This is a genomic window from Bacteroidota bacterium (assembly GCA_030706745.1).
Classification (GTDB): domain Bacteria; phylum Bacteroidota; class Ignavibacteria; order Palsa-1295; family Palsa-1295; genus PALSA-1295.
The window spans coordinates 157,497-182,305 of sequence record JAUZNX010000003.1 but is presented as its reverse complement, the minus strand read 5'-3'; the positions used below and the strand labels follow the sequence as shown (position 1 = coordinate 182,305).

Sequence of the window (24,809 nt, the reverse complement as noted above, 5' to 3'; positions counted from 1 at the left end):
AAAAAAAAATGTGGCGCGCCCTATGAGCTTGCGCGAGCATCGCAAGTGTAGCGCACGCTTTAGCTTGCGCGAACTTTGGTTCTTCAAAATGTCGCGGAGGATTAGCGCACGCTTGCGCGAGCCTCGACGCTCCGAATATTCGCGCAAGCTGAAGCGTGCGCTACATTCACGCTTTGAGCGAGCCTCGAAGCCCCGAATGTTCGCTGAAGCTCAAGCGTTTCATTATATCCGATTCTGACCCAGTAACGGCGATTTGAAAATAGTTTTGTAACCGGAGTGGATCTCGAGCGTTTTAAATACGGAGACTCCCGCAAGAATGAACCCTGACCGTTCCAACAATCGCGTGAGCACGGCAATCTTTGCTGTGCTCTTGCTCCTTTGGTCCTCAACTGCTTTTGCGCAGCATTGGAATATCGTTGGGCGATTCAATGGGACCATGTGTCCCTATTTCTTGAACGATAGTGTTGGGTTCGTATATAATAACTATGGTGGCATAGCTGGCCCGCCAGGCAGTGGCAATCCTGGGTATCCAAATTTGTACAAATCCACGAACGGCGGAATGACCTGGTCTTCGGCAATTGGCCAGTTGCCGGAGAACACTGCTGATTTGTTCTTCACCAGTCCGTTCCATGGCTATGCAGCTTGCAATACTAACGCATGGAACGGTTCTCAAGGTGGTGGTATTTTTGAAACAACAAACGGCGGAGTCTCCTGGCAGAGAATAACGCCTTCGTTTATGACCTATACGTCCGGCGTGTATTCGGTGCACGATACACTTTATGCCAGTAATCCGGTACTTTATTTTTCGTCTAATGGTGGTTCTACGTGGTTGCAATCCATAGGAACGAAAGTTGGCCCACCCGCCGGATTTCAAGGTTCTGTTACAGGCAACTTTGATGAGGTAGTCATAAGTCCTGACGGAGGGCACGGTGACGATTCAGGCGCAATCTATACCACAAATGGGGGCCAAACCTGGGCGCGTGGAACGAAGCTCCATGCTGCCTTTTCAGCGTGCGTGCTACCACATAATTTGGAGTGCTTTCGGGCTGAGGAAGAGTACCTCGATCCCAACGCTCAGCCCGGGCAATACGTCAAAGTTAACGGCGGTGAGATCGGCCACTCCACAGACGGTGGCGCGACGTGGAGCGCCCAGCATGTGCCGGGCCAGCCTTATCTCACGGGCGGCATAACGGCTGGCGGTTGCAAAGCAGTATACGCGCAGCGTGAAAGAGCAGCGGTTCCTGATAGCGGACTTATTCGCACCACAGATCACGGCCAAACATGGATACCCGTTGGGGGTCCATCTGGGCTGCTCGACCATCGGTTGTGCGCCGTCGGCACCGGCGCAACGGTGTTTGCGATGGATGCTTACCACAATATTTGGAAGACGACCGACGGCGGCGATGGCGCGCTCTCGGCCTCGGACTGGCCGAGCCTCGCCGTGGCGCATCTTGGCGCGCCGAAGGATACGCTCATCACGAAGCTGTGCGATTCGGCGGGATTTCAGTTTACGCTTACAAATGCCGGTTGCTTGAGATATTTTCTCGATTCGGTTGCGATCGATAGCATCGGCCCGAACGGATACTATACCGTGCTCCACAATCGGTTTATCGGTGATGGGCAGCCGAGCGACACGGCGTTGATTACAATTTTGCCGAAGCAGCCCGGCACATACCCGCTCACCGTGCATGGCCGCCTGCGGCGCGAGGACTGGCTAGAGATCGACACCACATTCCATCTCACTCTCGTTATCCACGATAATCCCGGCGTGCTGAATTTGGCTGCGAAACCGCTCTATGATTTCGGGGTGCAGTCAATGTGCAAGCCACGTCTCGTAACCGATTCGTTCAGCGTGAGCGCGCATGGGTGCGAGGCGGTCACGGTGGATTCGATTGTGTTTCAACCGATTAGTGGATCGGGCTTTACATTCAAGAAGGTCAAGAGTTTCACCGCGCCCGCAACCGGGACGGTTGCGCTACATTTTCCGGTTTCGTATAAGCCCACGCAAGCCGAAATGGATAGCGGACGCATTGTGATCTTTTCCTTTGATGGTACAGCGCATCATACGGATACTCTTCTCGCCCGTGGCTCCGCGGTTGCGGATTCGCGGTCATTCGTGATTGCGAGCGACACTCTTACTACACGCATGTGCGATTCAGTCACGGGGACCTTGACGCTACAGAACCCGACATGCAATTCGATGGAGATTGATTCGATCTCTCTGCCAGCAAGTCTCACGCTGCTGAGTTCACTTCCTGTCAGGCTGGATACAGGTTCAACAAGCACGCTCAGTGTTCGCGTGATCCCAGGCTCTGGTATTGCACCGCTCCATGTCGGCGATACGGCGCTCGCGGTTAGGATTCATGTTGTAGGCACCTCGCCGTTCGATACGACGGTCACTCTAAATGTCCATATCTCGCGTGGGACACCAGCGATGGTATTATCCACGAACGGGCTCCTCTTCGATACGGTCTCGACTTGCTCATCAAAGACATTGGGGGTGGTGATTCAAAGCACAGGCTGCGACACCCTGACTTGTAGTGGCTCAGTTTTGACACCACCTTTCCGCGTAGTAGGTGGTGACCCCGCCGCCCTCCCGGTTGGCGCGCGCGATACGGTGCTCGTCACATTCGCCTCGCCAGCGCCGGGGCTGTTCTACGACACGCTCGTCATCATGACCAACGCGGGAAGGGACATTGTTCCTCTGCAAGCGTTCGCATTGGCGGATGCTGCCGCCCTTGCGGGTGGCTCACTCGCGATGCCACAAGTCGTTGCCTCGTGCGGTGGAGATACCGGCCAGATCGATCTTCCGAATCTTTCCTGTACAGGCATCGTGATCGATTCGGTGACCGGCGTTTGCGTGCCGTTCCGAGTCTTGTCGGGAATTGGCGATACCATCCCAAGTTCGGGCAGCGGCCACCTGCGAGTGAGTTACATCCCTCAAAGTGCCGGATTGGATGCCTGTATCGTTAGAGCATATTATCACGGAGCCGATGGAGTGGAGCACGACACAACGTATTCGCTTTCGGCAAGCGCAATCGCTCCGCCACAGTTGAATGTGCATCTGGTACAAGCTGCCTTCTCCGCTTCCAAACAAGAGCATGTGACAATTCCGGTTCGTGCAAACGCCACGAGCGCGATCGCGTATGCCAATATTATTGCCTTCCGGCTGAACATGCGAACAGACTTGCTGACACCCCTTTCGGTGTCATCGCCGATTGTGGGAGCGCAGGCTGTAATTGGCCAATCGGATTATTCTGGTGTCAACATTTCAGTCGCACTTCCGCAAGGGTTTGCCCTTTCGGTCGATACAGTTATTGCAAACGTGGATTGTCAGACGTTTGTAACGGACACGATGCGAACATCCATCAGCGTAACGCAGCCAACCATCTCATCTCAAACAACTTGTCTTTCGATTGACAGTGCAAGTCCGGCGATCACGTTCGCACTCGATCCCGCTTGCGGGGACTCACTGCTTTCGCATTATATCGATTATCAGTCGTTTACGATCGAGAGCATCATACCCAATCCGGCGCAGAGTGAGGTTCGAATCAATTTCGAGAACAGCACGTCAACGCCGGTTGTGTACGAAGTCTTGGATGCGCTTGGCATCGTTCGCGCGCACGGCATGACAACGGAGGCAACGCTCTCGCTCGATGTTTCGGGGTTTGCGAGTGGAGTCTACATCCTCCGAGCGCGGAGCGCCGGGTTTGCTTCGATGAAGCGGTTTATGGTCAGGAAGTAGCGTTAGAATTCCTTTTTCGAGAAGGCCCAGCTTGCCAGCGCGAGATAGGCGAGCGAGAGTCCGGCTGTCAGCAGGATTGGCGTGGGCTCAACAGGCCGGTGTACCAGCGTTGATGTGAGTGAGCCGGAGAGCAGGGATGGAGCGGCGTAGTTCAGGATTTTGGCAATGACATACGTGGCGCCCCGGTCGGTTTCGCCGGTCAGCAGGCGATTGATCCACGCGCCGGCGGGAAGAATGATCCCTGTTACGAGATAGAGCGCCAGTGCGAGTATGAGCGCGAACCAACTGCTTCGCGTGAGGATGCCGAAAAGGGTAATCACGGCATAGATGCCGGCGAAGGCGAGCGTGATAATCGGAATGCTCCAGAGGAAGTCCGCGTCCCATGTGCCGAGAGAAATTCCTGCCACAAGCCACAGGCAGAGGATCAGAAATGTAACCTCAGCGAGGATGATCAGCACGGAGCCAGAATACCGTCCGGCGATGTAGAGCCAGCGCGGGACCGGCTTTGAAAGCAGAAGATCGATGGTGCCCTTCTCCATAATGGATGTCACGAAGCCGGTCGTTACGAAGGCCCCGACGAGGACGACGACCCAAAGAAGAAGATTGGCGACGCCAGTCCAGACCATGTCGAGGACCGTCACTCCCAGCATATTGGTCGGCGCACCGTTACCCGTCCGGACATGTCCCTGCGCTGGCGCGAGCAGTCCATGCTGAATCACATCCATTTGGAATAGGAGTGCGGCGACGATAATCGCGACAGTGGACACGATGAACATGCCAAGAATCGTCTTCTTCGCAAGACCTTCCCGGATGGTATCTTCGATAATGGCTAAGTATTTCATTGGTGTGTTATGTCGCTGGACTGGATGAGATCGACAAAGATATCTTCGAGCGAAGATCGTTTGGGCGCCATGCTCGCGATGTTGATGCCTGCCGCGCGAAGCGTGTCCATTGCGCGGTTCAAATCATCGCTGGATGCGCAGTCGATCTCAATCGCGCGCTCCTCGGCATTCGTGATGCGGGCGTGAAGCTGCTCGAGCACCACATCATCGAGCCGGTCGAGTTTCAGTTCGTAGGTCTCGCCTGCACGCGTGAGTTCTTCTACCCGGCCTTCGCGGATAACTTTGCCGTGATCGAGTATGGCAACTCGATCGCTGATGCGCTCGACTTCCGAGAGCAGATGCGAGTTCAGGAACACGGTCTTTCCTTCGCTCTTGAGGCGCAGCAGCACCTCACGAATCTCTTTGCGCCCGACGGGATCGACCCCATCGGTCGGTTCGTCAAGCATGATCAGATCGGGATCGTTGATGAGCGCCTGGGCCAATCCGAGGCGCTGCATCATGCCCTTGGAGTATTTGCGGACCTTTGTGTCACGCCAATCGGACATGCCCGTGATCTTGAGCGTGTTGCTGATGCGTTCGGAGAGCACCGGTTCCTGGAGTCCGGAGAGCTTGCCAAAGTACCGGAGCACCTGGCCGCCGGTCAGGTGTGGGGGATAGCGGTGGTTCTCCGGCAAGTAGCCAATGTGCTCCTTCGCGGCGACGGACCCGAACGGGTAGCCCATGATCGTCCCGGCGCCTTTGGATGGAAATACGATTCCGAGCGCGCACTTGATGAGCGTGGTTTTGCCTGCTCCATTCGGGCCAAGCAGCCCGAATATCTCGCCCCGTCCGACTGCTAACGAGACGGATTGCAGAGCGTGGACGGCCTTGGAGCCGGACCCGAAGGTCTTGACGAGTGCGATGGTCGAGATTGCTGCTTCCATAATGGGCAATTGCACCGTAGACGATATACGAAACGATGAACTCAAATTTACGTTAAACTTTGCCACCGCATACGAGAATCATTCAGAATGGATACAGGTCTTCACGAGGGAAGGGTCGTTATTGTAACGGGAGCCGCAATCGGCAATGGTCGCGCATTTGCGGCGGAATTTGCCCGCACGGGGGCGCAGGTCGTCCTCGGTGATATTGTTGAACCGATCGAAACGGTTGAACACCTTCGCAGTATTCCCGGGGCGAGGGAGCCCCTTGTCATCGATCTTGACGTGACGAGCGAATCCTCGACTCGTGCAATGGCAGCTCAAGTCAGAGAGAGATTCGGACGAATTGATATTCTGGTCAACAATGCGGGCATCTATGATGAAGAGCCATTTGAGTTGCTCTCGCTCGAGTCGTGGAAACAGGTTATGGATGTTAATCTGACTGGTCTCTTCCTGGCAACCAAGGCCGTGCTTCCAAGCATGAAGCAACAAGGATATGGTCGCATCATCAATCTTTCCAGTAATACAATTTGGCTTGGCACTCCATACCTCGTTCATTATGTGACCAGCAAAATGGGTGTTGTGGGATTCACACGGGCGCTTGCCAGCGAGATTGGAAAATACGGAATTACCGTAAATGCCATTACCATTGGATTGACCGCAACACAGCGTCCTCCTGGCGCTCGATTGACTCAAGGGAATATTTTGGAACATTTACTGCCACCTCAATCGATTGAACATCCGGAAACCCCTGAGGATATTGCGCGCATCGTGTCCTTTTTGGCTTCAGATGCCTCCACGATCATCACCGGACAGACTTTAAATGTGGATGGCGGCGTGGCCCGGCATTAGTTTACCCAAAGTGGATAAATGCTCATTTTTGCTGGAACATTTGCAAGAGGAGAAGTGTCAGGTAGTGACGAACTCAGGGGTCTGTCAAGCGATTATTGAAGCAACCTTGCAGACCTGTATTGCCAGTTATTCTTTACCATTTCACAGCAACCTCAGTCATTCCAACCATGGCACTTCCACAACAGGAAGGCGGACTATTTCTCAGGCGTACCGAGGAATAAGACAACAGGACAATCTGGCTGATGTTTCTTAAAGTACATCGCTCCGATCCTGGATAAGCTTCAGGCAACCGGCGCATACCCACGACCTCTAATACCACCGAAACCAATACTATGAACTATCGCACAAAGGGAGACGGATTAACAGATGCTATCGAGCGTCTTCGCGCCGAGTTGGGCGTCATCAAAGAAGAACTTCGCGTGATCGACTTGCGAAAGCCGGCATTGGAATCGCGAGCGACCCGCATCACAGAAGCGCTCTCGACATTGATTGGCGATGGCTCTACTGGTGATCCACGCTGGATGTCGCTACCCCGAATAACGGAATTGGGACTTGAACATGGAGAACAACTTGCTGCTGGATCTCCGGATATGGTTGCCCACCGCTCGCCGGGCCGTCCGGCAAAGAAAGTCGGTCCGTTGAAAAAGCCTGAAATTTCAGAAGATGCTTTGATTGCGATGTCATACTATGTTCAGCGCTCCAATCGCCCAGTCAAGTCAAGCGAGCTGTATGAGCATCTTGTTGCCCAGGGTCTGATGGAGCGAATCGATACGGAAATGCCATATAAATCATTTGCGATTACCTTGCGCAATATTCGACAGGACTATATTGAATATGATCGAGGCTCCAAAACCTGGACCTTGCGGGACAGAAGCCCCAAGACTAAGCTGCGAGAAGCTCTGGAGAAGGGTGACGGTACCCGAATAATCTCATCGCATCAGTTAACTGTCAATCGTGAGGACAATCTATTTGTCCGGACTGTATTGAACATTTTCAAGAGTCACCGATTCGAGTCCCTCAGTGCCATGCAAGTATATGATGAACTGACGGAGAATCGCGACTATGCTCTTATTCCTGGCGCGGGTAATCTTAACGAATTCACTACGACCATGGAGGGCTACAAGGACTTCTTCCCAATAGATGAGTCTGGCCTTTACCATTGCACACGTCAGGACCTGGTACAAAAGCCCGCTGATAATGCGGGTGCGAATGCTGGTGCCCCTGGCCTTTACACCGTAAAGCACAACGGTGGCGTCGCTGTCTGAAGTCCGCGCGATGCATCGCGAATTACTTCGAAAAATGCAAAAATCCCCGAGCGTGCTCGGGGATTTTTCGAATTCAACCATTCAGTCTGAGGTGCCGCCCGGGATCGAACCGGGGAATAAAGGTTTTGCAGACCTTCGCCTTACCACTTGGCCACGGCACCGTGCTTCTCACGGATTGTGAGTGCGATTCTACGAGTTCTTGACACTTTCGGTTCCCACGAGCAAGCATTCAGAAGCATTTCGGCACATTTCTTGGGATTCCACAAGAACTGCTTATCTTTGCAGCCTAAACTTTACATTGCATGGCGACCACATTTAAGGAAAAGATTGCTGATACTCTAAACGCGAAAGCGGGTCATTTAGCAAGAGAACGAGGTCTTCACTTGCTCCGCATAGAGGTTCGCGGTACGGAACAGAATCCTGTCATTGAAGTCTTGCTCGATGGTGACCGTCTCGTTGCAATTTCGGATTGCGAGACCGTAAGTAAAGAACTTGCCACTATTATCGATGCGGAGAGGCTCGTCAAGGGCAATTATCGACTCGATGTCATGTCTCCGGGCATCGAGGAACCACTCGTTTATGATTGGCAATTTGCAAGGTCCATTGGCCATTTGGTAGAGGTCCATTATCGGGATGGCGACGACCATCATACGCTTCACGGACACTTGCGAGAGTCGAGTTCGAAAGAGATTGCAATCGAACCCATCCATCTCAAAGGCACTCGTTCCGCTGCTCGAACTGCGGTGACCGATGAAGGGCCCGTTGAACTCAAGGCCGATGAGCAACTCTATGAAAAGCCCGTCCAAATCGTAAAAATTCAGCGGGGACACCTTACGAAAGTCGTGGTCCAGCCGGAGATGGGAAGGAAATAGGGCAGGTGGCTGTTGTGCCCGTCGGTCAAGTTGAAATGTAACCCATCACGGACGGTACCAATCGATGTCCACACGCCCCACACGGAACGATTCTCATCCAAAGTCCACCGATCTTCGCCGTAAGAAAGACGTAAAATCCCCAGCCACGTCAAGGCTCATTGAATCTTTTTGGCCTGCGATCGCAAGCATAAGCATGCTTGGTCTTGGCCTCTATCGGGCGTTCGACCTGCGTTGGATATCTGATGACGCGTTCATCACGCTTCGTTACGTCAAGAACTTCGTTGAAGGAAAGGGATTGGTCTACAACGTCGGCGAACGGGTCGAGGGGTATACTCACTTTCTGTGGCTTCTTCTCTTAGCGGCGGTCCAGTGGCTTGGATTCGATCCGGCAGATGCAAGCATAATGCTTGGAATCTTGTGCTATGCCGGTGTGCTCGGGCTCTTGCTCCGAATATCGTTTGTCGAGCATGCAAAGAATCCAAGAGTAATTTGGCTGCCGGTTGCCGCCGGATTATTCGCCATGAATTATGACTCCGCGATTTGGGCGAGTGGCGGATTGGAGACATCGTTCTTCACTATGCTCATCATGACGGCATTTTATCTTTGGTTTTATTCAAAGTATCCTGAGCAGAAACGGCTACTCCTCACAGGTTTAGTTCTTGCATCACTTTGCCTCACGCGGCCGGATGGCGTTCTGTTTCCCGTGACCGCAATTGCGTTGCTTTCCGTCCGGGGATTGATGCGCCGGCAACCGGTCACCGCTATCTTTCGACAAGTCGGTTTGCTGCTTGTGCCTTCTATTGTAATCGGCATTCCTTATCTGTTGTGGAAGTACTCCTACTATGGTGACATTCTACCTCTGACGTATTACGCGAAGTCTGCCGACCACAACTATTTCGGGCAAGGATTCTTCTATATCTGGCTTTACTTCCGGGTCTACTTTACCTCGGCGATTGCATTGATTGCCGCAACTTGGTTGATACTCCGAGGACGATCCAACGATGGGGAAGAGGGACAAAGCAAAGCCGATCGTGGGTCGTCATCTATTACAGCGCTCATAACAATCTTGGTGTATCTGATCGTCTTCGTCGCGAAGACAGGCGGTGATTTCATGTTCGCGCGGTTCATGATCCCGGTCGTGCCGTTCATTGGCTTTGTTATCGAACGCGGATTGGCCCGCTTGCCAGCGAAGGTGCTCAGGTATCGGACAGGTATCGCAGTGTTACTCTTGGCTTCAGTCATTATGGAGAACAAACTCCGAGACCCGATCTTTATCCATCATAATGAGATTGGCGAGGAGCGGGGTAATTGGGATCGCGTCGGCGGCGGTTTGACCCGCGGAATCGCTGATGAGCGCTGGGTCTATTATCGCGGGCGATTCGTCTCCACCGATATGCAAAGGCATGGCTCCATGGAAGTGTATATCACGGCCGCTAAATACATCCAGCCGTTTTTTCAGGGACTGCCCATCACAGTCGCCGTTCCTGGTGCATCGAATATGACCGCTTACTACGGCGATTTTCGAACGTGCATCAACGAGTATGGCCTCACGGATTCCTTCGTCGCCCATCAGCCGATTGAAGCACGTGCGCGGATTGGGCATGAAAAAAGAGCCACCGAAGAGTATCTGATGAAACGGGGGGCGAATCTTGAGCTGCTTCCCGTGATGGGGCCACTACCCGAACAGCAGTCCTATGTCCTCATGGCAATATGGGTTCCTAATTTGGGTCTCTGGCAAGTCTTTCGAATGATGACTTATGATAAGGCATTGATGAACCAACTGGCAGCCAGATTCGAGGCTGCTGGTGCTAAAGTAGTTCTGCCACGGTATGAATACATCATTCCTGATTTTGTTCAGCGATTGATGCCCACACTGCCCTTGGCCGCGGTGGAAGCCAACTACGAGGGTTTCCGCAAGCTCTATTTCGATCGCTATCCCGATACGGCAATGGAGCACCGGTTCGAAGCACGCATCGCAGAGTTGAAACGCGACTCCGTCGCACACGCGTCATGAGCCGTGTCAAGTCTCCACGTAATCCAAATCCTTTCCGAACGTCTCGCTCAGTCCTGAAAGCGCGTAGATGGCAATTCCCAGCGTGAGGACACCTACCGTTACTCCGGCATAGAGGAGAGCGCTCGCTTCCGAATTCGTCTGACCCCAAAACTCCCGAAGCCACTGGAAGAGGAGTGCGATTGGCACCAGTGCGCCTCGAACAAAGTTCGGCACGGTCGTCGCGACCGTTGCTCGTAAATTGGTGCCGAACTGCTCCGCCGCAACAGTCACGAAGAGCGCCCAGTAGCCATTCGTGATGCCGAGCAGTGCGCAAATGATGTAGAACGTCTGCGGTGCTGATGCGCCTTGCATGAAGTAGACAGCACCAAGAAGTCCCACACCAATCAGGAACATCAGAAGCACCTTCTTACGGCTGCGGAGAAGCTGACTCGTCGTTCCACTCGTCAGATCGCCAAAAACCTGGCCCAGATAATACCAGAATATCGCTTCGCCTCCGGTGACTGCTCCTGTTACGCCGAGCGCCTTGCCAAACTCCGGCGCGAACGTCATCAGGATGCCGATCAGATACCATGTTGGCAAGCCAATTAGAATGCACCGAATGTACTTTCCGAACCGCTTGTGGTTGGTGAAGAGGCTCAGGATCTGTCCTCGCTTGACCGTCAGTGCAGTCATCTTTTGAAACATGCCGGACTCGAGCACGCTGAAGCGCAGCGTGAGCAACAGCAGTCCCAGTAGGCCGCCGAGGAAGAAGCACGTCTGCCAGCCAAAGTTCTGCGCGATGAGCCATGCGAGCAGCGCTCCCAACATGCCGACGGCTGTGATGAGCGCCGTGCCGTAACCGCGATATTCCTTCGGCAGTAGCTCGCTCACAAGCGTCACGCCGGCGCCAAGCTCGCCCGCCAGACCGATGCCGGCGATGAACCGCAGCAGTGCGTATTGCTCAACCGACTGCACGAATCCATTCGCAATGTTCGCGATCGAGTAGAGCACAATCGAGCCGAACAGCACGGAGAGTCGTCCCTTTTTATCGCCAAGCACGCCCCACAGGATACCGCCGATCAGCATGCCAGCCATCTGCACGTTGAGCAGGTAGATGCCGGTGTCAAGTAGAGCGGGGCCCGAGAGCCCGAGCGATTTCAGGCTCGGCACGCGGATGATCGAGAACAGCACCAGGTCGTAGATGTCCACGAAATACCCGAGCGACGAGACAATGACCGCCGAACTGAACAGCGAGCGAAGGACCGAACGTGGTGCGAGATTTTCCATAGCCGGAGTACCGCTACAAAAATACGACATTCCCGGCAGGGCATGCCTTTCTTCACTTCTTTCTCCATGACGCAAAATTCTCTCTTTTGAATTGTCATTTAATGAACGCCCTCTCCACTTGCGGCGAAAATCGCATATATTGTCAATGAGCAATGGGTGCCTATCAACGCCCGGTTGAATCTACGGAAGTGAAATCAAGAAGTCAAGAGGCAAGTGAAAAATTCGATATAATCCAAATCCTTCCCAAACGTCTCGGCGAGGCCCGAGAGTGCGTAGATGGCGAGGGCGAGGGTTACCGCGCCCAGGCCGATGCTTAAAAAAAATCCCCGGCCCGCCGTGAATTGCGGCGGGCCGGGGCGAACTCTCTCTCGCGTGTGTTTGAATAAATTCTTCTTTGATGCACAGTGTAACGGAAAGTAATTCCATCACACAAACGCTGAAAGCTGGCGAAGCGAATTCGCCAGCCCCACTCGTGCTTACATCAGGGCATTTCCATTGCGGAAATGCTAAGTTGGCTGACCTTTGCGGTACCACCATTTCCCGGAACGACGATTAGATCAATCCAGTATGTTGTGCCCACAGTAAGCCCGGTCACGATCGCATTGGTGCTGAACGGAACGGGGATTGGAGTCCCTGTGCCTGGCTCAGTGAAGAGGACCTGGCTACCAGCGGCAGTGCCGGCCATCCCAACCCCATTCGCGGGTGCAGTACCGGTCCCATAGTCGATACCGACGTATGCGCCATCTCCGGCAGTGCTATTCTGCACCGTCCCGGAAATAGTGATGAACACCTTGCCGGAAGCGTTCGGCGTAATGGATCCCGCAAGGCCCATTTGCTCGAAATAGCCAGTGTTAGACGTACCGGTCGGACTGGCAGGAGTGGCCTGGTACGTAGCGCCTCGACCAGATAGGGCGAGCGTACCGGCGGCATTGGGGAGGTTGATCGCGCGCGCGGAAGTTGCCGTGCTCGAGAGGGTGGTAGCATTCGCACCAGAGCCAAGCACGAGATCACTTCCGGCATGGATTCTGCCTGCGGTATAGACATCGGTGACGCTCCCATTGCCAAGTTGGATCGTGTTGCTCGCGCCTGCCACTGCGCCTGCGCCAATGGCTGTAGCATTTGTTAGACCGTCCGCGCCTACATTCGCGCCGTAACCCAGCACCGTAATATTGTTACCCGTCATGTTGGACGCACCAGACTCGGCGCCGGAAAACGTGTTATCAGAACCCGTCGTATTGCTTGCACCAGCCTCCCTTCCCAAGAACGTGTTAGCGCTGCCTGTACTGTTGATGCCAGCACGGCTTCCTGAGAACGTATTATTATTGCCCGTCATGTTGTGAAAGCCTGCCTCTTGTCCAGAGAACGTGTTTTCATCGCCCGTCGAATTGTTATTGCCGGCATACGCTCCCGCGAACGTATTCCAATTGCCGGTCGTGTTGGAAGTCCCGGCAAAGGCTCCCGAAATCGTATTGGCAAGACCGGATGTGTTTGCATTACCGGCCTCGAAGCCAGTGAAGGTGTTGTAACTGCCGGTGTTACCAGCGCCAACCCCCGCAAACAAGTTGTATGACCCCGCATCCGAAAGCACGATGCTGCCGCCGATCTGGTAGTTCCCTCCGACACTGACATTCCCGCCGACCGTTCCGTTGCCGCCGATGTTGAAGTTCGCGCCAACTTGTGGCGATGTGCCATTTTGGATGTAATTGCCGGACCCTGATGGGATATCATCGGCCTGGATGGTACCATCGACGTAGTTGTTACCGTCGCCGCGCAGATAATGACCCAATGGTGCGGTGCCACCGAGCTCATAACCTGACCAACTATTGATTTGATTGGCATCGAGTCTGCCGAGGACATTTATGTTGCTCCCGTTGAAGTTAACTTGGCTTGTATTGACGTCTATTTGGCCACCACTGTTAGATCCGAGTTGGATGAACGAATTGGGTTGAACGCCAATATTTAGATTGTTCCCCTCAATATCAACGACTCCGCCCGAGCTGCTTCCGATCATGGTAGATGCATTGCCATAAGTGTTGATGTTCGCCTGGCCCAACTCGGTAAGGCCGCCGTTAACGGTAAGGCTCTGTCCTACCGTCCCGTTGCCGTCGATGTTGAAGTTCGAGCCGCTCTGCGGCGATGTTCCGTTCTGAATGTAATTGCCAGACCCTGCTGGAATATCGCTCGCCTGAATGCTACTCGACACGTAGTTCGTCCCGTCGCCGCGAAGGTACGTGCCCGCCGGTGCAGCGCCAGTCACCTGATAGCCCGTGTTGGTATTGATCGTCCGCTGCGTGAAGAGATTGCCCATATTATCGACGGTCGTCAGGCCGCCCGCGATAAAGAGGCCGAGGTTTGCGAACAAATAGGCATCAGCGGAGATATCCGAGCTCCCCTCCAGTCTGCCGTCCTGATAAAATACAACGCTGCCAGTATAACCATTCAAGACAACAGGGGGGTTGGCGGCCGGATTTACTACAAGTGCTGCATCAAACTGATTCGCGACGGTAAGGCTACCAGACGTCGAGAGATCTCCGCTCGCATCTACCTGTAGCGGACTGCCGGTACCGATGGAAAGCATCGCAGACGGAGTTGCAGTGCCGATGCCGACGTTCGTTCCATCATCGTAAATGAGCGAGTTTCCAACCGTGTTCGTGCCGGTGAATTTCGCAATCCTGTTCGGCGTGCCGCTCACCGCCGCATCGAGCGCGGCGGTTTGGGTTGCGCTCGCATTATCCACGTAATGTTTCGTCGCGGCGTCCTGCGGGTTCATTGGGTCGACCACGTCGTAAATGGCGTTGACGTTCATCTCGAGCGCACCCGACATCGGACGCGTGCCATCGAGCAGAAGATAAGTAGCGGCGTCGTTCGTGCGAGTGGTGATCTCGTTATTGAGATTTGCCGTGAGCGTGTTATCTGCCGATTGTCGCGCCGCCGCTTCGGTCGCAACAGAAGCATCCGTGTACCCATTGGCAGAACTTAACGTCGCCGCATCGCCCGCAGCGCGCGCGGCCGCTTCAGCATTGATGTTTGATTGAAGCGTCGTTTCGGCTCCGGTAGCGCGGGTTACTTCGTTGCCGAGATTCGTGGTCAGCGTGCTTTCGGCTCCTTCGGCACGAGTGACTTCGCTCGCGAGATTCGTTGTCAGCGTATTATCCCCCGCGATCCTTGCGGCCGCTTCGTTCGAAACGGCATCATCGACGTAAAACTTCGTCGCCGCATCTTGCGCGTTCGTCGGATCAGTGACGTTGTTGATCGGATGCAAGTTCATATCCAGAGTGCCGCCGATGGAAGCCGCGCCGGAGGTGCCGAGCGTGGTTGTCGTGATTCCACCCGCATCGGTGATACCATTCGTGGTTGTCGCGCCGGATACGGCGAGCGTGCCGCCGACGGTCGTATTGCCTCCGACACTAAGGGTATGCGAGCCGGTAATGCTCATATTACCACCGAAGGTCGAAGCTCCACCGACGGTAAGTGTTGAACCAATCGTACCGCTTCCGCCGATTTCGAAGTTGGCTGCTTGCGGCGCGCTGTTCTGGTTAAGGATCCAGTTGTTGGCAGCAGTCGTAAAGATTTCTGCCGGCGTGCGGTACCCGACGTGGTTTGACGCATCGATGGCGAGAATTCCAGAGATGGGAAGCGGAAGATGCGTCAGTCCGTTGAGGGTCAACAATCCACCGATTACGGTACTGCCAGCGAGGGTACTCGTGCCGGCGATGGAAGTATTGCCAGTCGATTCATCGACCGTGAATTTATTCGCATTGATACCGAACGTTGTGCCGTCATCGGTGACGGACGAGTTTCCAACCACGTGTCCGCCAGTGAACTTTGCCATGGTGTTCGTCGTGCCACTGACTGCGGTATTAATCTCATCATCGACGTAGCCCTTTGTCGTGAGCGTGGTGCTCGCGTCGCCCGACGATGTGGCCGCCGAGGTCGCCTTTCCACTTAGGGTGAGTCCCACAAAACTGGGCGAGGCGCCCGTATGGATATTCTGGGGAAGCGTGAGCGTGATATCGTCGTGTTGCTGCGTCCCATAGGTCCCATTGACCAATACCTGGTTTTGCGTGCCAGTCAGAGAATGGACAACAGCGGAAAGGGTCTGATCGCCCTTGCCGCTCCGCGTCCCCGTGCCCACACCTGCGCCCGCGCCACCAACGATAATGGCGTTCGTCACAGGATCAAAATTGAGTGATACGCCGCCGCTGGCCGTGAAATTCACGTTGCCGCCCTTTGTGCTGACCGGCTGGCCGTTTACAGAAAGGCTACCGACGTAGTTCGCCGCGATCTTGTTCGCCGTGATGGAATTATCAGGCACGTTCAGCGCGTATGCCGAAGCCGATAACTGTGAGAGCGGGCGCATCTCTGGTCCCTCGCCAATTTGGGTCGAGAGCCAGAGTTCCTTGTCCATTGCCTTCGCGTCGGGAATCGGCAGCTGGCCGCCGCCGAGCGCAAGGTTGAAGACACCCCCGGTCACCGGGACCGTATAGGTATCCCGCCAAACCTCGTTGGTGCCGTCTTTATCGGCATAGAGGCGGACGGTGATGGCGTAATTGCCGTCGTTGACGGGGGTGCCGTCAGCATTATCGAGCACGCCCTGATAGCTGATGATGCGCGGGGTTGTGCTAGCCCCGGTGGTTTGAGCCCGGAGGCTCGTACTGGCGAACGGAGCGCAAAGAGCCGCCGTGAGACCCAGTGATAGAGAGAGCAACAATAGCTTCTTCATTGTGTATTCCGATGATTGTGATGTGAAATTAGCGGATTCCCTCACGACTCATGGCATGAGGCCGCCCTGATTCTAAAACTCGAAAAAGGAAAACTCAAGCTGCGACGGACTCGCTGCTTTTCAGTACAAAAACTTTAGATTTATCCCGGTGTCGATAAGAGAAAGATCTGCCGATGAAAAATGGATATTAAGAAATGCGAAAGAGCGGCTACGACGACTTCGACGAACTCAAACTAAACTATCGGCTCACTTAGAACTTTTGCAATATACGAAGAAAATATCGCCGATGCAAGTAATCCGGAATTACTACTCTAATACTACTCTAATTGAACGGGGATCGAAAGAGAGCGATCGCCCCGCTCGGATGCGATATGCTCACTGAGGATATCGAGAGTGTCGCCGAACGGGAGCTGTTGACGTGATGATAGAGCGGTCCGACATGCGAGCGCACTCCACGCGTGCTTCACGTCTCAATGTAATCCAAGTCCTTCCCGAACGTCTCGCTGAGTCCCGAGAGGGCGTAGATAGCGATGGCGAGCGTGACCGCGCCGAGCACGATGCCGGAAAAGATCAGCGCGTCGCCAGCCGGGTAGGATGCGGCAAACTTCGACTTCAGCCATTGGAAGATGAGCGCGATGGGTACGAGCGCGCCGCGCACGAAATTCGGGACCGTCGTTGCGACAGTTGCGCGGAGGTTCGTGCCGAACTGCTCGGCGGCGACGGTCACGAAGAGCGCCCAGTAGCCGCTCGATACTCCCATGATGGTACAAATCGCGTAAAAGACCTCCGGCGATGACCCCCGCTGAAGAAAGTACGCCCCAACAAACACAGCCGTCGCGACCAGGAACATCAGCACGACTTGCTTGCGGCTCCGCATCATCTGGCTGATCGTTCCGCTCAGCATGTTGCCGATGGTGAGTCCGAGATAGAACCAGAAGATGGACTCGCCGCCGGTGATCTCGCCCGTCACGCCCAGCGCCTTCGATAGCTCCGGCGCGAGCGTCATCAGGATACCGACGAGATACCACGTTGGCAGTCCGATGAGAATGCAGCGCACATATTTCGCGAAACGATGCCGGTTCGTAAAGAGACTGAGGAATTGTCCGCGTCGCACCTCCAAATGCGAAATCTTCTTGTACATGCCGGACTCCAGTATACCAATCCTGAGTATCAGTAATAGCAACCCAAGTCCACCGCCAATCCAAAAGCAAGACTGCCATCCAAAACTCTTTGCGATGAACCACGCGAGCATCGCGCCCGCCACACCCACCGACGTGATGAGAGCCGTGCCATAGCCGCGATATTCTTTCGGCAATAGCTCGGAGACGAGCGTGATGCCCGCCCCAAGCTCACCGGCGAGTCCGAGTCCCGCAATGAATCGCAGCACCGCGTATTGCTCGACGGTCTGGACGAATCCGTTTGCGATATTCGCGATAGAATAGAGAATGATCGAGCCGAACAGGACAGAGAGCCGGCCCTTTTTATCGCCCAGGATGCCCCACGCGATGCCGCCGATCAGCATTCCGACCATCTGCACGTTGAGCAGATAGATGCCAGTATCGAGCAGAGTCGCTCCGGAGAGACCCAGCGATTTCAGGCTCGGCACGCGGATGATCGAGAACAGAACCAGATCGTAAATATCGACGAAGTACCCGAGCGCCGAGACGATGACGGCGGCGCTAAAAAGCTGTCGCAAAACAGGGCGATGTTTGGCGCCCACGCTGGACGGAGTGAGAACTTCCATGCGAGAATGGCGATTATGTTGCTTCCAATACGCTCAAAAATACGACATGAAGACCATCTTCGATCCCACTGTCCGAAAAGAGTTGCTCGAACGTGCAAATCGCCTCACACTTCAATCCGAGCGCCGGTGGGGCTCGATGCGATCGGATCAAGGTCTGCACCATATCAACGCGGCATTTCAACTGTATCTGGGTGAGTTAACTTCACCATATCATGGAAACGCTGCGCTTGCCGCCATCGCCAGACTGGTTACCTTCTCTCCAATACCGATTCCGCGCGAGAAGGGCAGAACGGCACCGTCGCTGATAGCCGATAAAACGTATGACCTTGCCGACGAGAAGGCACGCATGGCGCAACTCCTCGAACGTGTTGCTACTCGACCCGTTAATGCAAGTTGGCCGGTCCATCCGTTCTTTGGCCAGTTGACAGGCGAGCAATACGGTAAACTTGGTTACAAGCACACCGACCATCACCTGAAGCAATTCGGGGTGTGACTCAGGAAGCCCTGGAATTATCGGCAGTCTCAGGCTCGTTTCCAAGGCACTCACTAAAATAGGAGGTCCTCATGTTAAAAGCAGTAGTTGCAGTCGCGATGATCTCACTCATCGCAAATCAGTCCTTCAGCGCGGAGCCGATCACCAAAGCCCGAAAGAGTAATACACATCTGGTGGGGCTGAAGGAGCAGAAAAAGTTTGATCCGCAGAAGCTCATCGGATTGAGCCTCGATACGGTGCGCATGTTCTTCGCATCGATCGGGCGCGTCACCGAAGAGAGTCAGGGCGGCGAGACGCACTTCCATGTGCTCTCGGCCGATAGCCTGTCGCGTGGGATTCGTCCATCCGAGGCGGATGCGATCGTCGGCAAGAACGGCACGCGAACATTTACGGCGTATTTCTACAAACTTCCACCCGAAGCTCTCAAGAAATTCTCCGGTCATGATTTCGCCGGCGGAAAAATCCTGAGCTTCACCGGTGAGCTCGACTATCCGAACATGCTCGCGCACGTCGAGATGAACGCGAACACGGGTATGTTTTCGATGGCCTGCCGGGCGAAGTAATCGCTCGGGGTCAATTGTGCGGCGGCTTTGCTGCCGCAACAATGTCCTTCACTTCGAGGATTGACTTGGGATAGCCGTGGGCGGAAGCATGTATCATCGCCAGGCCAAGCTCGCGTAGCGTCGAGACGCTTGAGGGCACAGCGAAACGAAGTATCGGGTACAGCCACGTGATGTACTTGTAGTACTTCAGCGTGTTCTTCAACCCTTTTGTGGGATGAAGGTATCCCGGACGAAAGAGATACACGTGTTTGAAGGGTAGCTTCCTCAGGTCGTTTTCAGTCTTGCCTTTTACACGTGCCCACATCGAGCGACCATGCTCGGTGCTGTCTGTCGCCATGCCCGAAATGTAGGAAAATGTCATCTCGGGATTTAGCTTTGAGAGCGTCCGCGCGACGTTCATCGTCAGGTCATACGTGAGATGCCGATACTCTTCTTCCTTCTTGCCAACCGAGGTAACTCCGAGACAGAAAAAGCAAGCGTTGTAGCCTGTAAGTTCGGACTCGATAGGAGAGAGGTCGTAGAAATTCTCGTACACGAGCTCGCTCAGCTTTGGATGCCTCATTCCCGTGGGCTTCCGTGTGAGCACCAGCACGCGCTCGACGTCTGGTGACTGCAGCGCCTCATGCAGCACTCCTTCGCCGACCATGCCGGTCGCACCGGTGAGGATGATGTGGAGTTTCATTCTTCGCCGGTCTTCTTCAGGAATGCAGCCACTTCCCAAACGTAATCGCGTTCCGTAAACTTGAATCCGAGGCTTTCGATCGCAACGGGTAAGTCATCATCGCCGGCCATAATGTCAGCGATCACGCTTTCATCGTTGACCCAGAGGGCTTCCTCCGGCGGAACGTCGAACGCATAGAGTACTAGGTCGACATATGGCCGGAATATCTCGATCTTTGCATCCAATTCCGGCTCGAAGCCTTCAATGTCTTGGTCTATGCTCATACGGTGAGCTTAACCGGCGGACCCATCTCAAAGACTCCCAGGGATCGAAGACTCATTCACATGCCCGAATTGCTCTGTCGAGAATCTTATGCAATTTCTTGATCTCCAGCCGTCCGCGATTGTGAGCGTTGAGATGGCAAACTGCAACGATAACCATATCAAGATCTGGAACGACATAGAGCAACTGACCGCCATAGCCACTGGCGTAATACACCTGATGTCCATGGGACTTCCGACGCCACCAGTAATAGCCATATCCATTGACCCCCGGTGTGACATCCCAATGATCGAGCTTCGCGTGCTGTGCCAACGACGAATCGATCCATGCTTCACCAAGTATACGCTTACCACCTGCCATTCCTTTGTGTAAATAGAGTTCACCGAATCTGAGAAGATTGCGAGGCGTCACATAGAGTCCCGCGGCGCCAAGGCATCGGCCTTCCGGGTCGGTGTCCCATCTGCCAATTGTGATACCGGCTGGACCAAAGATAGTCGAATCCGCAAATGTCAGGAGGTCCGTTCCGACCAGTTGGGCGAGTGCCGCACCAAATACCGTCGCGCTGCCAGAGCAATAGTTGAATTCTGAACCCGGAAGAGTATCGAATGGGACATCGAGCATAAACCGGACAGGGTCGCTGGAAATGCTGAGCAAGGTCATAGCATCTCCGAAGTCATTCCAATCGAGACCGGTCTGCATGGTGAGCAGGTGCCGCATGGTTAGTTGGCGACGCATCGAATCGTCAGCTTGATAATCCTGCCATCCGCGAATGCTGTGAGCGGTGGGTGCTCGCAATGCGTACTGTGGCAGGACCGAAAGGACCAGGGTATCAAAATTGCGAAACAGAGCTCGATCGTATGCAGCACCAGCGATGGCCGAGACGAACGACTTCGTCACAGACATAACATGGAGCGCGCTGTCGGCTCTGGCGCCGTGAAAGTACTTCTCAAACTCGATTGTGTCGCTTCGCTCAACAATGATCGCCGCTACCGATGGAATCTCAATTGGCGCCGTGCGGTCGAGCCACGTGTATCTAACGCGGCGAGCCTGAGAGAATGACGGCAATGGAACAATGCACAGAAGAACAATAAGAGAACCGAGGCGACGAGTCACGTAATGCAAATAGTGGAAGTGATTGGCCTCCACTAATTCATTGCCCGGCGCTTTGCGTTCCGCAAGTCAGAGCCCTAGAGAGGATTTCACTCCTGCGCCAGCGGATAACCCTTCTTCACCCAATCAACATCGATGTTGCTTGGGAGATCGATCACACGGTAATTGGTGAACTTCAGCTCCTTGAGCACAGACACGGCTGGCCGAATGTTCGGGCAATGCTCGTAGGGACAGCAGCCGCAATAGATTACCAACTGCTGATCCTTAGGGTACTTCGCAAGCTGGGCCCGATACGCAGCCATGCCCTCTGGCTCGGACGCCATTCCGAGTTTGATTGCGCCCGGAATATTCTTCCGTGGACCGACATTCAGGATCGTTAGCTTCGCGGCGCTGCCCTCCTGAATCTGCTTCGCTAATTCCGCCGGCGCGATCATGTGTCCGGCGAATAGTTCGTCACCTTTCTTTTGCGCGTTGCTGCAACCAGCAGCAGTGATGAGGATGGCACATATAGCCAGTGCGAGTCCTAATGTTTTGGTCGTCATGGTATTTCAATTGTGTGGGAGTTCCGATTGTGGAAACAAGGAAGGAGGGAGGAGAATGCCGGTCGCTTTGGTGATGATGACGCTGAGCGTCAGCCATCGGTCATGACCAAATCGCCTTCGACCAACACTTTGCTGGCCGAAATTTTCAACCGCCGAACCAGCGCGCGAGCGTTTGTGCTTCATGAACGGTGGCGTTTCCAATCCAAATGCGCCAATTGAAAATGAATTAATTTCTCTCTTGCATTTGATTTTCATGAATGCCACCTCTCCATCACCCTTCGTCCTTCTGCCTTTCCCACAGCTTGGTGCCCATCATACCGGGAGTAACATACGAAGAAAAATCCGTGGCGTCGCAAAACTGAATTGTTCACCGGAAGGTGTGGAACGTGATTGACAAGAGCACGCATCATTCGGACGTTAACAAATCGTATAGTTGCCGCGGACGCACGATCGGGAGCGGGGGATTAGGAATGTCGAGCAAATCCTTATCGCCAGTAACTAAGACCTCTGCCTTGCCCTTCAGTGCCGCAGCCAGAATCTCGATATCATCCGGATCGCGAACCTCGAACCGCTGCGAGTATGGAGGCAGACATATTTCAGAGTGCTCTGCAACATCCGTTATGAAGGGATCAACTTCGGCGGGATCGGCTCCGAATTTGTCAACCGTTATTCTCCGAAACTCACGAAGGACCTGCGGGCTGATAATAATTGTGTGGCGCTCGTTCAAGAGATCGAACAGCTTACTCGATGCACCATCCGCTGTGAACGCCGAGATGAGGACATTCGAATCGAGAAACGCTCTCACGACACATCGCGAAAGATATCTTCATCCGAATTGTAACCCGCTTTCTTTGCAAGCGGAATGAGCTTCGCGCGCATCTCCTGAACACGAGCGGCATAGTTGTGTCGCCGGATCACATCATTGACGATCTCATCGACATTGCGATGTGTCTTCTGGCTCTCCCGGACGAGCGATTCATACTCGCGAGGCTCGATCTGTATGCTGTTGTCCCTGTCCATATCCATATAATTCCTTGTCTGGCACCTTCCGTTCCGTCCCAAGTAATCCCACGCATCCCACCAATTCCAGTTCAGACACCCCCGCCTTCACACGGGCTGGAAAGCCCGCCGACAGGCTAAAAGCCTGTGCTACACGAACCGTCGCGCATCGAAGATTTATTACCACTAGGATCGCTTTTTCAACCGCGCCGCGACCTCTCACACAAAATCGCCGCCGCTGACTTCGATACCGAGTTGCTCTACGCAAGCGAGATCGCCATCCTTCACGACGCCGAACGAAACGAAATCCGCGATGATGCTCTCATCGCTCACCCAATAGTCTTCTGGCATTTCGCCCGCTCGCTTGCGTTCCGGCACGGGCCATCCCATCAATCCTGCGCATCGCACGAATCCCAGTTCAGACATTCCCGCCGCGCGCCGCGGTGGGCGGCAGCGCGCAGGCGCGAACGGCGATTTTCGTTCCGGGTTCCTGATCGACGATTGCTATAAAGCATGTGCTATACAAACTTTTCGAGCACCCCACGATGACAATAAAAATTGATTGTGGAACACTCATTCCTTGATCGAAGTTACTCAAGCAACCTTTTGTTCAACCTACAAATATGACCACAGCGAAATTTTTCTTGGTTGGCCTCTTCATTCTTAGTGTTATATTGAATTCATGCTCATCTTCTAATAATTCTATGCCAAGCCCCACACCGCCGCCCAGCAAGGCCGCTTTAATTCTTGGCCTTTCTGACTCCCTCCCCTTAGCGTGGATCGATAGCACCGGAACTATCTATGCTCCTTGGATCGATACGGTAAATCATATTTTCTTAGGGTGCTCTATTCGATTAGCCACTGGTGATATGATGCACATTAGAGATAGTGCAGGCTTGCCAAGAACTGCCGTAGTGGGGAAATATTATTTCTTATTTTCAAACTACACGAATACTTCCGCTGACATTGCTTGGTCGGATACTGCCGGAAATGTCGGTTACACAGCAAATGCAGACATTAGTGTTATTCTATCGCTTGTAAAGAATAGATCTGACACACTTCCAACGGGAATTACTACAGGAAAGTCACAAATATCCCTATCAAGTACTTCTGCGAGGTCGGTTTCAATCGGTGACGCCTTAAATGTGGCTTCACTTGCAACATGTTTAGCGAGTGCTGTCACAGCTTGCACAACTGGCATTGGTATTCCTGCGGCTATCCTTGGATGCACTCCGACAGCGATACTACTTTATAACAAGTGGAAAGGGAACGAAGCTTCATTAGGCCAAACTTTATCGGGTGATGCTGCCACCGCAATCGCTCAGTTGATTGGTTGCGCATCGAACAAGAGTGGCGTGGTTGACCCGAATTGTTATAAATTAATAAACACTGAACTTAAAACAGCTTACGATATAGCTGCCCCATCTCTAAAAAATCCCCCGACAACGCTTCAACAGACGAGCCAGCAAGGGCCATGGGCAGAAATCTCAGCGACAATTGATGGTCAACCGGGTTGCCCAGTTAGTTATTCTGAGTTTATTCCTGGATTGGCCGCAAACCAACAGTTTGTTTTTGGAGTAAATTTGTCCAGTTATCCTCGTTGTTATGGGAACTTCGACATAGCCGCTACACTTAAAATGCCCTCTGTTGGGGATGCTTGTTCTAAAAATAATTTTTTAGACACAACCGAAAATGTAATCTTTTCTTGGTCAATCGCGGGCGGCACATTCGGGCCGGGGACTGTTCACATAATTCTTAAACAGTAATCCAATCCTTGCACAACAGTCAGTTTCCACTCGACCCGCATAAATATTTATAGAATTCCATAATCCCAAAAAGCGAAAGGACCACCTTCCGGTGGCCTTTCGGAGCGTTAATTCCTTCAGAATTAATACATATCCCCCACCCGCCTGGCG

At 53.8% G+C, this 24,809-nt stretch carries 21 protein-coding genes and 1 tRNA gene; 8 read left to right on the top strand and 14 right to left on the bottom strand.

Annotated features, from left to right (window positions below; genetic code table 11):
• The first annotated feature begins 343 nt into the window (after positions 1–343).
• Complete coding sequence (locus tag Q8902_05540) at positions 344–3,745, top strand: T9SS type A sorting domain-containing protein (protein MDP4199016.1); 3,402 nt, start codon at positions 344–346, stop codon at positions 3,743–3,745.
• A gap of 2 nt (positions 3,746–3,747) precedes the next feature.
• On the opposite strand, the gene Q8902_05535 is transcribed toward Q8902_05540, so the two are convergent.
• Both Q8902_05535 and Q8902_05530 read right to left on the bottom strand, forming a co-directional pair.
• Positions 3,748–4,587 carry an ABC transporter permease subunit gene (locus Q8902_05535; GenBank protein MDP4199015.1) on the bottom strand — a complete coding sequence of 280 codons (840 nt, stop codon included), beginning with the start codon at positions 4,585–4,587 and terminating at the stop codon, positions 3,748–3,750.
• A complete protein-coding gene (locus Q8902_05530) occupies positions 4,584–5,525 on the bottom strand; it encodes an ABC transporter ATP-binding protein (protein MDP4199014.1) in 942 nt (313 codons plus the stop codon). Before Q8902_05530 ends, Q8902_05535 begins: the two co-directional genes overlap by 4 nt.
• Before the next feature lie 72 nt (positions 5,526–5,597).
• Here Q8902_05530 and Q8902_05525 point away from each other — a divergent pair, with 72 nt between their 5' ends.
• The gene (locus Q8902_05525) at positions 5,598–6,359 is read left to right on the top strand and encodes an SDR family oxidoreductase (protein ID MDP4199013.1); all 762 of its coding nucleotides are present in this window, start codon (positions 5,598–5,600) and stop codon (positions 6,357–6,359) included.
• 332 nt (positions 6,360–6,691) lie between these two features.
• Positions 6,692–7,624 carry a hypothetical protein gene (locus Q8902_05520; GenBank protein ID MDP4199012.1) on the top strand — a complete coding sequence of 311 codons (933 nt, stop codon included), beginning with the start codon at positions 6,692–6,694 and terminating at the stop codon, positions 7,622–7,624.
• An 89-nt stretch (positions 7,625–7,713) separates the two neighbouring features.
• Here the strand turns inward: Q8902_05520 and Q8902_05515 are convergent.
• Positions 7,714–7,785 (bottom strand) — tRNA-Cys (locus tag Q8902_05515).
• Between the two features lie 141 nt (positions 7,786–7,926).
• Between Q8902_05515 and Q8902_05510 the strand changes: the two genes are divergently transcribed.
• A complete protein-coding gene (locus tag Q8902_05510; protein ID MDP4199011.1) occupies positions 7,927–8,496 on the top strand; it encodes a hypothetical protein in 570 nt (189 codons plus the stop codon).
• 193 nt (positions 8,497–8,689) lie between these two features.
• On the top strand, positions 8,690–10,510 hold the full coding sequence (locus Q8902_05505; GenBank protein ID MDP4199010.1) for a hypothetical protein: 1,821 nt from the start codon (positions 8,690–8,692) through the stop codon (positions 10,508–10,510).
• A 6-nt stretch (positions 10,511–10,516) separates the two neighbouring features.
• Here Q8902_05505 and Q8902_05500 read toward each other — a convergent pair whose 3' ends face one another.
• The 3 genes from Q8902_05500 to Q8902_05490 form a co-directional block, all read right to left on the bottom strand.
• Complete coding sequence (locus Q8902_05500; GenBank protein ID MDP4199009.1) at positions 10,517–11,776, bottom strand: MFS transporter; 1,260 nt, start codon at positions 11,774–11,776, stop codon at positions 10,517–10,519.
• 481 nt (positions 11,777–12,257) lie between these two features.
• Positions 12,258–16,499, bottom strand: coding sequence for a hypothetical protein (locus tag Q8902_05495; protein MDP4199008.1), 4,242 nt, complete (start codon positions 16,497–16,499; stop codon positions 12,258–12,260).
• Between the two features lie 463 nt (positions 16,500–16,962).
• Positions 16,963–18,243: an MFS transporter gene (locus Q8902_05490; GenBank protein ID MDP4199007.1), complete on the bottom strand. Its 1,281-nt coding sequence runs from the start codon at positions 18,241–18,243 to the stop codon at positions 16,963–16,965.
• A 46-nt stretch (positions 18,244–18,289) separates the two neighbouring features.
• Here Q8902_05490 and Q8902_05485 point away from each other — a divergent pair, with 46 nt between their 5' ends.
• Both Q8902_05485 and Q8902_05480 read left to right on the top strand, forming a co-directional pair.
• The gene (locus Q8902_05485; GenBank protein MDP4199006.1) at positions 18,290–18,736 is read left to right on the top strand and encodes a DUF1569 domain-containing protein; all 447 of its coding nucleotides are present in this window, start codon (positions 18,290–18,292) and stop codon (positions 18,734–18,736) included.
• A 71-nt stretch (positions 18,737–18,807) separates the two neighbouring features.
• Positions 18,808–19,299: a hypothetical protein gene (locus Q8902_05480; GenBank protein ID MDP4199005.1), complete on the top strand. Its 492-nt coding sequence runs from the start codon at positions 18,808–18,810 to the stop codon at positions 19,297–19,299.
• Positions 19,300–19,309: 10 nt separating this feature from the next.
• Here the strand turns inward: Q8902_05480 and Q8902_05475 are convergent, their stop codons facing one another.
• The 8 genes from Q8902_05475 to Q8902_05440 all read right to left on the bottom strand — a co-directional run bounded on the left by Q8902_05475 (position 19,310) and on the right by Q8902_05440 (position 23,319).
• On the bottom strand, positions 19,310–19,981 hold the full coding sequence (locus tag Q8902_05475; protein MDP4199004.1) for an epimerase: 672 nt from the start codon (positions 19,979–19,981) through the stop codon (positions 19,310–19,312).
• A complete protein-coding gene (locus Q8902_05470; protein ID MDP4199003.1) occupies positions 19,978–20,244 on the bottom strand; it encodes a hypothetical protein in 267 nt (88 codons plus the stop codon). The genes Q8902_05475 and Q8902_05470 overlap by 4 nt, the downstream gene beginning before the upstream one ends.
• 52 nt (positions 20,245–20,296) lie before the next feature.
• On the bottom strand, positions 20,297–21,355 hold the full coding sequence (locus Q8902_05465; protein MDP4199002.1) for a serine hydrolase: 1,059 nt from the start codon (positions 21,353–21,355) through the stop codon (positions 20,297–20,299).
• An 86-nt stretch (positions 21,356–21,441) separates the two neighbouring features.
• A complete protein-coding gene (locus tag Q8902_05460; protein MDP4199001.1) occupies positions 21,442–21,894 on the bottom strand; it encodes a rhodanese-like domain-containing protein in 453 nt (150 codons plus the stop codon).
• 6 nt (positions 21,895–21,900) lie between these two features.
• Positions 21,901–22,077, bottom strand: coding sequence for a hypothetical protein (locus tag Q8902_05455; GenBank protein MDP4199000.1), 177 nt, complete (start codon positions 22,075–22,077; stop codon positions 21,901–21,903).
• 223 nt (positions 22,078–22,300) lie between these two features.
• On the bottom strand, positions 22,301–22,699 hold the full coding sequence (locus Q8902_05450; protein MDP4198999.1) for a putative toxin-antitoxin system toxin component, PIN family: 399 nt from the start codon (positions 22,697–22,699) through the stop codon (positions 22,301–22,303).
• The gene (locus Q8902_05445) at positions 22,696–22,914 is read right to left on the bottom strand and encodes a hypothetical protein (GenBank protein ID MDP4198998.1); all 219 of its coding nucleotides are present in this window, start codon (positions 22,912–22,914) and stop codon (positions 22,696–22,698) included. The genes Q8902_05450 and Q8902_05445 overlap by 4 nt, the downstream gene beginning before the upstream one ends.
• Before the next feature lie 198 nt (positions 22,915–23,112).
• Entirely contained in the window at positions 23,113–23,319 is a 207-nt protein-coding gene (locus Q8902_05440; protein MDP4198997.1) for a hypothetical protein, read from the bottom strand.
• Positions 23,320–23,516: 197 nt separating this feature from the next.
• Between Q8902_05440 and Q8902_05435 the strand changes: the two genes are divergently transcribed.
• Positions 23,517–24,659 (top strand): hypothetical protein, encoded by a 1,143-nt coding sequence (locus Q8902_05435; protein MDP4198996.1) that lies wholly within the window; start codon positions 23,517–23,519, stop codon positions 24,657–24,659.
• Positions 24,660–24,809 lie beyond the last annotated feature (150 nt).